General features: G+C 37.0%; 13 protein-coding genes and 1 pseudogene. 6 read left to right on the top strand and 8 right to left on the bottom strand.

Going from position 1 to position 13,543, the window contains the following annotated elements:
• Nucleotide 1: 1 nt before the first annotated feature.
• Nucleotides 2-823 carry a recombination regulator RecX gene (gene recX / locus E1I69_RS09730; RefSeq protein WP_136379419.1) on the bottom strand — a complete coding sequence of 274 codons (822 nt, stop codon included), beginning with the start codon at nucleotides 821-823 and terminating at the stop codon, nucleotides 2-4.
• A 99-nt stretch (nucleotides 824-922) separates the two neighbouring features.
• Here recX and E1I69_RS09725 point away from each other — a divergent pair, with 99 nt between their 5' ends.
• The 6 genes and pseudogenes from E1I69_RS09725 (at nucleotide 923) to E1I69_RS25215 (ending at nucleotide 4,433) form a co-directional block, all read left to right on the top strand.
• Nucleotides 923-1,831: a TIGR01777 family oxidoreductase gene (locus E1I69_RS09725; RefSeq protein ID WP_136379418.1), complete on the top strand. Its 909-nt coding sequence runs from the start codon at nucleotides 923-925 to the stop codon at nucleotides 1,829-1,831.
• Nucleotides 1,832-2,156: 325 nt separating this feature from the next.
• Nucleotides 2,157-2,714 (top strand): GNAT family N-acetyltransferase, encoded by a 558-nt coding sequence (locus tag E1I69_RS09720; protein WP_136379417.1) that lies wholly within the window; start codon nucleotides 2,157-2,159, stop codon nucleotides 2,712-2,714.
• A gap of 91 nt (nucleotides 2,715-2,805) precedes the next feature.
• Complete coding sequence (locus tag E1I69_RS09715; protein ID WP_116354095.1) at nucleotides 2,806-2,925, top strand: YfhE family protein; 120 nt, start codon at nucleotides 2,806-2,808, stop codon at nucleotides 2,923-2,925.
• Between the two features lie 107 nt (nucleotides 2,926-3,032).
• The gene (locus E1I69_RS09710) at nucleotides 3,033-3,221 is read left to right on the top strand and encodes a YfhD family protein (protein ID WP_136379416.1); all 189 of its coding nucleotides are present in this window, start codon (nucleotides 3,033-3,035) and stop codon (nucleotides 3,219-3,221) included.
• A gap of 162 nt (nucleotides 3,222-3,383) precedes the next feature.
• A pseudogene (locus tag E1I69_RS25220) lies at nucleotides 3,384-3,896 on the top strand (peptidoglycan recognition protein family protein); the annotation flags it as partial.
• Nucleotides 3,897-3,950: 54 nt separating this feature from the next.
• A complete protein-coding gene (locus E1I69_RS25215) occupies nucleotides 3,951-4,433 on the top strand; it encodes a peptidoglycan-binding domain-containing protein (protein WP_278186156.1) in 483 nt (160 codons plus the stop codon).
• Between the two features lie 179 nt (nucleotides 4,434-4,612).
• Here the strand turns inward: E1I69_RS25215 and larC are convergent, their stop codons facing one another.
• From larC to E1I69_RS09670, 7 genes are all read right to left on the bottom strand, one after another.
• Nucleotides 4,613-5,086 (bottom strand): nickel insertion protein, encoded by a 474-nt coding sequence (gene larC / locus E1I69_RS09700; RefSeq protein ID WP_136379414.1) that lies wholly within the window; start codon nucleotides 5,084-5,086, stop codon nucleotides 4,613-4,615.
• A 389-nt stretch (nucleotides 5,087-5,475) separates the two neighbouring features.
• Nucleotides 5,476-6,954 carry an MFS transporter gene (locus E1I69_RS09695; RefSeq protein ID WP_136379413.1) on the bottom strand — a complete coding sequence of 493 codons (1,479 nt, stop codon included), beginning with the start codon at nucleotides 6,952-6,954 and terminating at the stop codon, nucleotides 5,476-5,478.
• Between the two features lie 399 nt (nucleotides 6,955-7,353).
• On the bottom strand, nucleotides 7,354-8,826 hold the full coding sequence (locus E1I69_RS09690; RefSeq protein ID WP_136379412.1) for an MFS transporter: 1,473 nt from the start codon (nucleotides 8,824-8,826) through the stop codon (nucleotides 7,354-7,356).
• A 436-nt stretch (nucleotides 8,827-9,262) separates the two neighbouring features.
• Nucleotides 9,263-10,339, bottom strand: a complete 1,077-nt coding sequence (locus tag E1I69_RS09685) for a Gfo/Idh/MocA family protein (protein WP_136379411.1) — start codon at nucleotides 10,337-10,339, stop codon at nucleotides 9,263-9,265.
• Between the two features lie 99 nt (nucleotides 10,340-10,438).
• The gene (locus E1I69_RS09680) at nucleotides 10,439-11,299 is read right to left on the bottom strand and encodes a sugar phosphate isomerase/epimerase family protein (protein WP_136379410.1); all 861 of its coding nucleotides are present in this window, start codon (nucleotides 11,297-11,299) and stop codon (nucleotides 10,439-10,441) included.
• Nucleotides 11,296-12,306: a Gfo/Idh/MocA family protein gene (locus E1I69_RS09675; protein WP_136379409.1), complete on the bottom strand. Its 1,011-nt coding sequence runs from the start codon at nucleotides 12,304-12,306 to the stop codon at nucleotides 11,296-11,298. The genes E1I69_RS09680 and E1I69_RS09675 overlap by 4 nt, the downstream gene beginning before the upstream one ends.
• Before the next feature lie 75 nt (nucleotides 12,307-12,381).
• Nucleotides 12,382-13,542 (bottom strand): Gfo/Idh/MocA family protein, encoded by a 1,161-nt coding sequence (locus tag E1I69_RS09670; RefSeq protein ID WP_136379408.1) that lies wholly within the window; start codon nucleotides 13,540-13,542, stop codon nucleotides 12,382-12,384.
• Nucleotide 13,543: the final 1 nt, after the last annotated feature.

The raw sequence follows: 13,543 nt of genomic DNA, 5'->3' as shown, positions 1-13,543 counted from the left end.
GTCAGTTCTCTCCGTCCTTTATGTGTTCGATGAATTTGTCAATCATATCTAAATCAAAGCCTTTTCGGAAAAGGGCTGCCTTCATCTTTTGTTCGTATTCCCACCCATCCAATTTTTCATATTTTCGATGGGCTTTCATCCCTTGATGCTTCAGGGCTTCCCACTCTTCATCTGTATCTTTCTCAGTTTCTGCTTCTTCCATGGCGATTTGAATCACATCCCATGAATAGCCTTTCCTTTGAAGAGTTTGCTCAAGCTTTTGTTTCGTTTGGCGCTCTGACGCTTTATTGTTTTTAGGGATTGTTTTTATAATCAGCTTAATGGCTTTTGCAATTTGCTCGTCCATCGTAAAAAGCTCAATGCTCTTCGTTAGTGTGTCCGGGTCAATTCCTTTTTCAAAAAGCTCTTGTTTGATAACCTCAGGTCCCTTTGTTGTCGTATTGATTTGCGTTTGAACATAGGCTTTCGCAAATTCCTCATCATTCACATATTTATACTCTGCAAGCTTATGCATCACATCAGGAATTATCGGATCATCTACTTCTTTTTTCTTCAGATAATCAATGACCTCCTTCCTTGATCGCATTCTATATGATAAAAAGTTCAACGCCAAATTAAAGGCTTTCTTTACTTCATCCTCAAATTGGATTTCCGTAATATCAAGGTCGTCCAGTTCCATGCCTTTTTTGAGTTGAAAGGAAATTAGAATATCTTGATCAACGCTAAAAGCATATTCTTCACCCTTGCCATTCCCGTAATCAAGATAAATATTAAAGCGTTCCGTGTTTTTCTTTTGAGTTGTGATTTTTGCTATTATCGCCATTTGAATGACACCTCCCTCTAATAGTAGCACAAGATTTTTGAAGGATATACGGAAAACTTATTGAATTATGTAGGAAACAAGATGGAAAGGAAGAAAACCATGAAGATAGCAATTGCAGGAGGAACAGGCTTTGTCGGTAAAAAGCTTACGGACTATCTTTTAGAACAAAGTCATGAAGTGTTGATATTAACAAGAAATGCTGCCAAAACAAGTGATCACCCCAGGCTACATTTTGTAGAGTGGTTTAAGGCAAATAGCGCTCCTGAAATTGAACTGCAGGAGGTTGATGCTGTTATTAACTTGGCGGGAGAATCTTTGAATAGTGGAAGATGGTCGGAAGCCCGTAAAAGAAGAATCTTGGAAAGTAGGGTGACTGCGACAAAGGAAATTGTTCGCATCCTCTCTTCCTTACCAAAAAAGCCAAAGGTATTATTGAATGCGAGTGCCGTTGGTATTTATGGAACCTCTGAGAGTGAGACTTTTACGGAAGAAACTACTCAGATTGGGAATGACTTCCTCGCAAATACGGTATCTGCTTGGGAGCAGAAAGCAAATGAAGCCTCCCATTTGGGTGTGAGGACTTGTTTCTTACGACTTGGGGTTGTGCTAGGTGCTGGCGGAGGTGCTTTAACACGGATGGTTCTTCCCTATCAGTTTTTTATAGGGGGCACAATTGGCTCCGGTAAACAGTGGCTATCTTGGATCCATATTGATGATGTGGTGAAAGGAATTGATTTTCTTCTCCAGCACGAGACTGTAAGTGGACCTGTTAATTTCACTGCACCAAATCCAGTCCGAATGAAAGAGTTTGGTCAAACGGCCGGAAGCGTTCTTCATCGACCACATTGGCTTCCTGTACCTGGTTTTGCTTTACAGCTTTTACTCGGTGAAATGAGTATTTTAGTTTTAGAAGGCCAAAACGTACTTCCGAAAAAACTTGTGGAAAATGGGTTTTCTTTTACATTTGATACTGTAGAAAAGGCATTAACTGACATTTTTGAAAGATGATTCGACATCGTCTTATAAGATTCTACAGAAAGGTCGAAATTACCAATAATTTGATACAAAAATTTCACAAAAAACCTATTTATTTTTACAAAAGATTCGAGTATGATACCTAAAGTGAAGTAAAAAAAATGTGATCAACAATAGAATACAAACTTAAATTTGGCTAATTTAATTGGCTAACTTTAGGGAAGGCAAATGGTGCGCCACCAGTTTCACTGGTTCTAGTGGGTTCGATTCCCACCCCGAAATTTTTTAATGACACAAAAAATTTCGAGGGTGGATCCTGACCACAGGTCCGGTCTGTCCTCATTTGGAGGGGAAACTGATGCTAAAAAAGCGTGAACTTCAAGATAGTCAAGCTCTTTATGACTTAATGGTGCACCCGGATGTCTTTCCTTTTGTGCGTCAAAAGGCATATTCATACGAAGAGTTTTTATTTTTAACAAAGCAAACGATTGAGGCAGAAGAGCGAGGTGAACTCATTTCACGTACCATTTTAGATGAATGGGGCTCTCCAATCGGAACCATTAATTTATTTGATATCCAAGACAATGCTGGTTTCCTTGGTACTTGGCTTGGCAAACCATTTCACGGTAAAGGCTACAACCAACCAGCGAAGGATGCATTCTTTGCTGAACTCTTTTTCGAACTTGGAATTGAAACGATTTTTATGAGGGTTCGTAAAGTTAATCAGCGCTCTATGATGGCCGTTCAAAAACTCCCGTATGTCACTTTCGCAAATGAAACACGAAAGTCTTTGCTGGAAGAACTAAATGCCAATGGCGATATATATAACATTTTTGAAGTATCTAAGGATTTATATACCTTCCACACGATGCGGGTTGGCCATATTTCCGAGGAAGAGCAGTTGAAAGAAGCTTAACATTCAAACCCGTTTTTAACGGGTTTTTTGTTTGGAATTTTTTTGGATGGATAAAATAATACTACATTACTTAGAAAGTGAGGGAACTTTAATGCCAAAAGATAAAAGGCGTGAAAAGTCGAAAAGCACATTAAGCAGCATGCAGGCTGTAACTTATTCTAGGGAATTTAAAATGGCCGATCGAGCAGGCGGGTATACGACGAAAAAGTAATACATATCAGTATCTTCCACTTATGAAGCCTGTCATCATGGTCATCCTATAATTGAGTAGGTTGCCATAAGCGACCTCTCCATTATTGTCTTAGGATGGTGTTGATAATGGGACGATCAAGGGGACAAAAATCACGAGATAAAAACAAAGGGAGCCTGCCACAGGTTCCGAAAGATATGAAATCAGATGGTCGTGATGTCGAGTTCTCACGTGAACTTGCTGACCAGGATGATTTAGAGGCATTAGCGCGCTCTAACGCAGCCGATGCAAGAGCGAAGAAACGAAAAAAGAAATAGGAAAGTTGTTAAAACCGAAGGATAATTCCTTCGGTTTTTTCATTTTGACACCATATACTCCCTCGTCTCATCAATGATTCAAGTCCTTTTTTGGCACGTTATACACATTAAAGACATAAAATAAATGGATTGTAATACTCATAATTCATGGAGGTGAATGAAATGGAGTATCCAATTACTAGAGATTATATTCGTTTTGGAAATTCACGTTCTGGTCAAAAGATTTCAAAGGTCCGTTTTATCGTAAGTCATGATACAGGCAATCCAGGTTCAACGGCCTATGGGAATCGCAATTATTTTGACCGATCACAGCCAAGTGCTTCTGCCCATACGTTTATTGATGATAAATATATATTGGAAATCATCCCGCTTACTGAGAAAGCCTGGCATGTTCGCTACAATGTAACAACAGACAATCGAATGTTTGGTGATGATGCAAATGATGCAGCGATTGGTGTGGAGTTTTGTCACGGAGGGAAAATTAATTTCCAAGAGGCATATAATCGGTATGTCTGGTACCATGCCTATTTATGTGACAAATTCAATTTAGATCCGAAAAGACATATCGTAGCCCATAGCACTTTAGATCCTTCCCGTAGATCAGACCCACAAAATGCGCTGCGGCCACATGGTGTGTCTTGGGAAGAATTTATAAATGATGTTCAAGAATCGTATAATCGCGATTTTAAAGGAATTCCAACGAGTAAACCTAAACCAGTTGTTGCAGGAGTGTCAACACGCCTTCCAATTCGAAGAGGGAATACAGGTGCATTCGTTAAGGAAATTCAACAAGATTTAATTAAAGCTGGTTTTCCATTGCCTCGTTATGGTGCCGATGGCAGCTTTGGTCCTGAAACAGAGACTGCAGTCATGCGATTCCAAAAACGATATGGGTTAGCCGTAGATGGTCTAGTGGGTCAAGCGACTTTGAGGAAGCTTGAGGAAGTTATTAAACAGGGCAATTCCACCCACGAAGAGTTTCCACTTCCTGATGGCGTTTGGGGACGTGGTGATAAGGGCGAAGAGGTTCGCATGATCCAACGTGCCTTAAAGCATATCAACTTTGATCCTAAAATGATTGATGGTAGCTATGGTCCGTTAACGGAAGATGCTGTTCGAAGATTCCAGTCGATGTATGCCGCTCTGGCCGATGATGGAATCTATGGCCCGAATACGAAAAAGTATATTCAGCTGGAATTGAATGATATGTAATTTTTTTTACCCACTGATTTTCAGTGGGTTATTTCAATTTTGAAGCTAGTGGCAGTATTTCCGGAATAGTGGCTGTATTTTTGAAATAGTGACAGTATTTTTCCATTAGTGACAGTATTTTTCAATTAGTGACAGTATTTTTCAATTAGATGACAGTAATTACCCCACAACAACTGCAATCACCTATTATTTATCTCCTTCCACACCTCTTCATACACTTTTTTAAGCGGAACGCCGTGTTCTTCGGCTATACGACGGCAATCCTCGTATTCTGGAGACTTTTGAACTGATTCTCCAGCGAAAGTTCCTTCTTTGATCGTAACTTTGCCCCATTGAGTCATCACCTCTGTAAAAGATCGCTCAAGGCGGTGAACTGTCAAAGGATAATACCGTAAACCTAGTGTGGTGGTCTCAGCAAATAGGATTTCCTTCATTTTATCTAATTTATTTTTTGAGCAAAGGAGCTGCATGAGGACAGCTGGACGATTTTTTTTCATATAGATCGGGGTGTAATAGACATCGTTTGCCCCTGCTTCAAATAATAAATCCATGACATAGCCGAGCCATTCGCCAGACATATTATCAAGATTTACCTCAAGCTTGATCATGTCGTCGTCAATATGCTCATGATTTGGTGGAAGTTTTTTGTCCATGATTCCCTTCCCTTTCATTCAAAAATTCACTACTGCTAGTATAGCATTCGTCGAAAAAAATAGCCCAACAGATTGACGGGCTATCAATAATCATTAATTATAAGAACACAAATGCATAAAAATTTGTATTAGTAAAAACAGCTCATACAAAGGGGCATGTAACCTGCTATATCAAATCCAGCTAACGCTTTGGAAGTCTATGTTTTTATAATCTCCCTGCAAAAGCCGAAGAGCGGATAATATATTCAGATCCGTGCCATTCATCTATTAAAAATTATCATTGTGTTAATATAGGATACAAAAACCCCCTTGATTTAGTGTATTTCACACTAAGACAAGAGGGGTTTCTTAGTCGCTACCCTAAATAGCGTTTACATGGTAGGCACTATTTAATTAGCAATTTTTTGCTCTTTATCATCTGTATGCTTGGATTTTTTCTCAGCAATTTTTGCTTGGATTTCCTCCATTTTTGCACCATCTAGCTCATATCGACTCATGATTAGACCAGAGATCGTTAATGCTAAAGCCGGAATACCAAATGCTAAGATAATTGTTACTAATTTAAGTTCAGGTGTTAACACATCCTTAACTGTTGGGAAGGCATCCTTAAATCCAATTAAAGCTACTGCGAAACCAACGATAGCTGGTGCTAAAGATGTGATTAGTTTATCAATGAAAGAGAACATCGTTCCAATCATACCTGGTACATATCTACCAGAAGTTGATGTTTCATAATCGGATACATCGGCAATCATTGGGTTTACAAGTGTTGATGGTACTTGACCAAATCCTAATGCCAAAGTGTATAAAACAACGAAAAGGATTGTTGCGAAACCAATGTTGCTCATTGAGATAGCTGAACTATCAATAAACAAAAACAGTCCAATTAATGCAATGAAAGTACCCAGTGCAGTCCAAGTTGAGAACAAGAAAGCATTTTTCATACCTGTTTTTCTAGCTTTTGCAACTGCCCAGAATGTGATCAATAGACCAGGAACAATGGTAATCATTGAAATTGTACCACTTAAACCATAATCGCCGATTAAGATACCAAATAACATAACTACTACTACTGCATGACGTAGAAGAGAGAATGCTAATTTGTCAACGGTTACAGCAGTAATCAACTTTAATAATGGTTTATTTTTTTTCAAAATTGGCCAGAAATCACGGAATTTTGTTTGAACTGTTTCCTCTGCTAAACCGAAAAATTCCTTTTTGTCTTTTCTTGATATTCCAATTGCAGCTAATACTGTAAATACACCCGCAATTATCATAGCTGTAATGTTAAGCTCAGTAAATAGTCCCATATTGAAGTCGCCATATTTTTTTATTAAATAAGACGCTACATAAACTTGGCCACCTGTGAAGAGTAAAGTGACAAAAATACCGTCAAAAACAGCGAATAAAGGACGTTGTTTTGGGTCATTTGTTAATACTGTTTGCGCTGCTTTCGTAACTGAAGTTTGACATGTATATCCAATAATGTGGATTGCATAAATTAAAATAAAGAATAATAGTCTGAATGATTCCGGGATTAAGTGTGTTACATTGTATAACACTAGTACAGAACCAGCTAATATGATATTTCCTATGATCATATATGGTCGAAACTTACCAAATTTACCTTCTGTTTTATCTACCATAAAACCTACTATTGGGTCTGTAATACCATCAAATATCCTCATTGAAGTTAGAATAGTACTTACTACCACAACCCCAATTCCTGCTATTCCAGCCGCATAATAAGATACGAACATCATGATAAACATATACAGATTGGTTGCCGTATTATTCAATGCAAAGAAGCCAATTTCCCAAAGCCTAGCCTTATTGTATTGTTGATTATTTATAGCAGTTGTTGACATATTGAAAACCCCCTAGCGTTAACCGCTTTCAAATTAGTTATTACTTATTGTTGAACGCTTTCAAATTAGTTATTAATTTTTCTACCAAACAAACTATCAAACAAACTATTAAATTTACACCAGATAGTTCATTAATTTGTTTGACCAACAAATTAACTTTATGAACTAATCATATATGAAAACGTTTTTATTTACAAGACTTTTTTCTACATATTTTTTATATTTTTTTTCAATATATTTTTAATCGAAAAGCTTAAGCGATCATTCTTTCTACTACGAAGGTATCCCTAATAAACACAATAATAACCTCATTACAAAAAGAAGCTTTCAACACCAGATCCAAAATGAAAAGGACCATCTTGAACAAGATAGTCCCTTTCATTTATTAGCGATATGTTATTACATTGCAATTGTATTATCTTTTCCTTTCGCTTTTGCTTTTGCAATTTTTTCTTGAACACCTTCCATTGTTTTACGATCTAGTTTATAGAAGTGCATTGTAATGATTGAGATTAGTAAGCATAATGCTGGTATTCCAAAAGCCAAGACTAATGTTGCTGTAAACAATGGTGTTGTTAAAGCATCATTTACAGTTGGGAAAGCATCCTTAAATCCAATTGCAGCAACCACTAAACCAACGATTACTGGTGCAAGTGATGAAACTAATTGATCAATAAATGAGAAGATTGTACCAAACATACCTGCTACATAACGACCAGATTTAGAAGTTTCATAGTCGGATACATCGGCAATCATCGGAACTACTAGAGTTGTAGGAGCTCCACCAAACGACTGGGAAACAGTACGTAGCACCATGAACACGATTGCTACAAAACCAATTGATTCCATCGAAATGGCAGTTGTTGGGTTATCTAATAATAGGAAAAACGGGAAAAATGCAATTAGAGCAAACATACCTGCATAAGCAGAAATTAAATATGCTTTTCTTAAACCGGCTTTTCTTGCTAACCACGTTACAAAGAAAGTCACCAATAATCCCGGAATTAATATAGCTGCACTAATCGTACCACTTAATGCATAATCTCCGAGCAAAATACCAAATAACATAACTGTTACTACTGATTCTCTCATTAGAGATGTTGCTAACTTATCAGTTGATGCAGAAATTGTAAGTAACTGTAATTGACGATTTCCTTTAATAACTTGCCAGTATTCGCGAATAGATGATGTTTCAACAGTGTCTTCACCTAAACCGAAAAATTCTTTCTTATCCTTAGAAGATATTCCTATAGTGGCTAACGTTGTTAATACAGCTGATAAAATGATAATAGTTGTTACAAGCTCAACGAATAGTGGTAGTGTAAAGTCACTGTATTTTGCAATTAAATAACTTGCAACATAAATTTGTCCACCTGTGAAAAGTAGTGCATTGTAAACGCCATCAAAAATCATATAGAGAGGACGTTGTTTTGGATCGTTTGTTAAAACAGTTTGCGCTGCTTTTGTAACGGATGTTTGTAATGAATATCCGATTTTATGAACAATTAGAGCAAAGATAATGAACGCAATACGTGTAGGCTCTGGTAATAAATGAGTAATAAATATTAATATAACAGAAAGCATTGTTACAAAGTTACCAATCAGCATTAAAGGCCTAAATTTCCCAAATTTAGATTCTGTTTTATCAATAATCCATCCAATTGCCGGGTCTATCAGACCATCAAAAAATCTTGCTGCCCCCAGTAATGTACTTACTAACACAACAGCTAGTCCAGCAATACCAGCTGCATAATAAGATAAAAAACCAATTAAAAATAAATATAAGTTTGTGGCAGTATTATTAAATGTAAAAAAGCCAATCTGCCAAATTTTTGCTCTATTATATTGAATATTGTTAACTGATGTTGACATGTCGTTTTCCCCCTTTAAAGCTAATTTGTAATACTAAAATAACTTCTTCGTTTCATCCCTCTGTTATAACGAATTTACGATATATTTACTTCTAACTGACGTAAAAACTGCTACTTATTTGTCTGGCATACAAACTAAATATCTAATCACTCAAGGAAACACTAAACTTCGGATATCCTCCTCCTTAAATAAATTAAGCGTTTACATTTTAAACAAAATAACGAACAATACTTGGAATCTAGCTATGAGTTTCCGATTTATTTGTCGGTCACTCAAACTATCTATATTTATAGAATAATTGAAAACGCTTTAAAAAACAATAACTTTTTTTACCTTTAGCAATTTTTTTATTTTCTAAAATAATGCTAAACTTCCTCTTTTCCATAAAAAAACTGGTCAAACCAAGTTGTGAGTTTTGACCAGTTTTTTTTCATAATTATTTACTTACGATAATTGCTTGTTCCTGAGCTTTTAAGCACAATTCTGCAGCTTTAAATGCATGCTCTTGTGTCATTGCATTTTCAGTGCGATTTACACAATCCAAAATGAGTTGACCAAAGAATGGGAATCCAACCTCGCCTCTTAACTGATAATGTTTTTCGCCTTCCTTATTCACTAGGAATAGGTGATCGCCTGTTTCATTTTTAGCGACATCAATATACTTTCTTAATTCAATTGTGCCTTCAGTTCCTGTAATAAATGTACGCCCGTCACCCCAAGTGCCTAAACCATCTGGAGTAAACCAGTCAACCTTGAAAATAAACGTTGCACCATTTTCACCTACTAGAGTTGCATCACCATAGTCCTCTAGTTCTGGATACTCTGGGTTATTATAATTCCCTACTTTACTGTGAAGAACGGTTGCATCTTCGTTTCCTGTGTAATATAAAAACTGTTCAATTTGGTGGCTTCCGATGTCGCAAAGAATGCCCCCATATTGTTCTTTCTTAAAGAACCAATCCGGTCGTGTATCTGCATTAAGGCGGTGTGGTCCAAAGCCTGTCACTTGAATGACACGGCCAATTGCCCCTTGCTTAATTAAATCCCCTGCAAAAACAGCAGCTTCGACATGGAGTCTTTCACTGAAATAAACCATATACTTTCTGCCTGTGCGTTCCACGACTTTCTTTGCTTCTTCTAATTGCTCTAAAGAAGTAAACGGAGTCTTATCAGTAAAGTAATCCTTACCTGCCTCCATTACTTTTATTCCTAATTCACTACGTTTATTTGGGATTGCCGCTGCTGCAACTAATTTAATTTCTTCATCTTCTAATACTTGTTCTAAGGACTCAGCAACTTGCACTCCAGGGAATGCTTCAATAAATTTTTCTACCTTTTCAAGATCTGGATCATAGACCCATTTTAATGTTGCACCAGCCTCCACTAATCCATTACACATACCGTTAATATGCCCATGATCAAGGGCAACCGCAGCAATAGGGAATTCCCCTTCTTTAACGACAGGATTTGGTTTCCCTTTTGGTGCATAATTCATTCCGTCTTTACTACTCATTTGTTGAATCACTCCTGTTAGTTTATATAGTAAAAAATGCAAGCACCAAAAATTTAGATTTTCATCTTCACAAGGTGCTTGCTTATTAGTTTTTTTCAATTAGAACCAGTCCGAATAACCAAGCTTTCTTAAGTGCTGCGCTGATACCTCAAGACATTCGAATGGATCACGGCCATATGTGTCATCTTGTTCAATTAAGAAGTATTGCACTCCACTTTCCTTACCCGCTTCAATCATAGCTGCAATATCCATGTTTCCTTCTCCAAGCTCTGCAAATTGTATGATATTTGAAAACTTGTTCATGAAGCCTGCCATATCTTTCATATCATCTGGATTAAATTCAAACTTAGTGATTCGATAGTCTTTTAAGTGTAGTAATGAAATACGGTCTTTATATTCCCGGATAATTTTCACAGGGTTTTCACCAGCACGTTGAATCCAGTGTACATCCAATTCAAATCCTAATTTAGTTGTGTTTTGTTTAATAAGGTCTAGTAAATAAACACCATCATATTTTTCGAATTCAACATGGTGAGTATGATAGTATAACTCGATTCCATGTTCTGCTAAACGATGTGCCATTTCTTCTGCTCTTTCAATAAAGCCCATAATTTTCTCTTTATCACCCATAACGGTAAATGGAAGCATACCAATACGAACAAAATTACAGTCTAGCGTTTTGCAATCATTTACGATTTTCTCAAAATGTGTAGACAAAGCTTCACCCGGTGCATTCTCAAACATTGGTTCTAATGCCGCGGACAGAGCTGCAATTTTAATGTTAAAATCTGCACTTGCTCTTTTTAAGTCTGCTACATTTTCTTCAGTCATTGGAATTTGAGAAACCTCAACTGCACCAAATCCAAGCTCGTGAAGCTTTCTCATTGTTTCATAAACACCAAGTTCTTCTACTTTTTTCTTTAGCATCATCATCTGAACGCCAATTTTGCCTTTTGTCATTTGTATACCTCCATTTTAATTGGGATTTTAACCTCAGAAGATCTTCTTATTGCACTAATCATTTCCATTGATTTTTGAGCATCTTGAACATGAATATAATCTTCTGTATTGTTGATAATCGCGTTATAAAATTGATTGATTAATGTATCATGGCTAGCTCCATAGTAAAACTTACTTCCTGGAAGCTTCGAATCCTCTATCAACCTTCTTTTCACGCCTTCGCTATCAGTAACAGAAAGAACACTATCTTTAATTGTTAATTTACCTTTTTCAAGGATGACTTGAAATTCTACAGATGAATTAGTTGCATACGTAGTCGTCGCAAAGAATAATCCAGTTGCACCATTTTTAAATTTAATATTCGCAACAGCTGTATCTTCCACTTCATATCCATAATCAAGCAATTGGTCAATAGACCCACGGATTGTTTCAATTTCTCCTCCGATTAATTGCATTAAATCCAATGTATGGATCGACTGATTAATCATAACTCCGCCACCGGCAAGCTTCATTTTGCCCCGCCAAGGCTTGACATCATAGTAGGATTTTGGACGGAACCATGTAACTAAACCTTTGATACCTGTTACCTGGCCTAACTCTCCACTATCTACTATTTCTTTTAGCTTAATAAATGTTTCATTTAGCCGATTTTGCAGACTCACACAAATTTTTACGTCTGGGTGTTGTTCTGCCAACTCTACTACGAACATTCCTTCTTCCGCACTTCTTGCTAATGGTTTTTCCAAAAAGACATTTACGCCCTTTTCTACAACTGCCTTTGTTGCGGAGTAGTGAACATAGTGTGGCAAACAAATATGAACACAGTCTAATTCCTCTTTATTAAGCATCTCGTCTAGATCTGTATAAAAATTCACATTCTCAACAGTATTGCGAAGCTCTTCATTTATATCACAAACGGCAACTAATTCCGCTTTAGAACTGTTCTGAATAGCAGGTATATGAATTTTTGATATATCTCCCAAGCCGACTACTGCTACTTTAAGCATAATTCCTTCCTCCTCTAAAAGTGGAGATGAATAGCTAGAAACCGGCGATTTGCCGATTTCTAGTAAGTTGCATCCTTATTTTTCAATAGGATTCTTTTTTTCTTCTTCAATGCGCTTATTTAACTCTGCTAAATAAACCTCTTCATCCACTGGAATTTCTACTTCTTTTCCAAGGAAGCTTGAAAGGTGAATCGCATTTGCTAATTGTACACCGTTAATTCCATCGCTTCCTGGAGCAATAAGTGGAGTTCCGTCTAGGATATTAGCCGCAAAGTTTTCTAGTACTGAAGTGTGTTGAGCACCCCAAACGCTTTCAAATTCTAATATTTCTTCAGTATAAATACTATCTTCTGATTGACCCATAAAAATTTTCATGACATCTTGCATGCTCATACTGTTGCTCATTTCATTTTCTGGTCTTGTCAGACGTTTAATGGTTACTTTCTTACTGTCATCAACAATGATTTTCCCTTTATCCCCTAGGATTTCAAAACGGTCTGTACCGACAACATCATGTGTACATGTTACAAATACACCAGTTGCTCCGTTACCGTAATCAAGTAATGCAGTTACTTCGTCTTCAACGGCAATATTTCTTTGGTAACCATACTTCACATTTGAATAAACCTTCTTCGGCATACCGCAAATCCATTGAAGCAGGTCTAATTGGTGTGGCGCTTGGTTTACAAGAACACCGCCACCTTCACCTTCCCAAGTTGCTCTCCATGCACTTTGGTCATAATAGCCTTGTGGTCTCCACCAAGTTGTAATAATCCAGTTCGTACGGCGAATTTCACCGATTTCACCATTATCGATGATTTCTTTAACCTTTTTGTAAAGTTCATTTGTTCTTTGATTGAACATGATCGCAAATGTTAATTCTGGTTTTGAAGCTGCAAATTCATTCATTTCTTTTACTTGTTTTGTATAGACACCCGCAGGCTTTTCTGCTAAAGCATGAATATCTCTTTTTAGTGCTTCAATTGTCATTTCAGGATGTAGGTAATGTGGAACTGTTGTTACAATTGCATCAACATTTCCACTTTCCATCATCTCGATATAATCCTCATAGAATGGTACATTTGGATACTTTTCATTAGCCACTGCTTTTTTTGCTGGATCGATGTCACAAATCGCTCCAATTTCCATGTTAGGAACTCTTCCCTCTGCAATAAAACCAGCATAAGCTCCACCTTGTGCACCTAAACCGATAATACCTAATCTTACTTTTTTCATT

This window comes from Bacillus timonensis, assembly GCF_004799755.1.
Taxonomy (GTDB): domain Bacteria; phylum Bacillota; class Bacilli; order Bacillales; family Bacillaceae_L; genus Ferdinandcohnia; species Ferdinandcohnia timonensis_A.
Note: the sequence above shows the minus strand (reverse complement) of the source record. Positions and strands in the feature narration are given on the sequence as shown.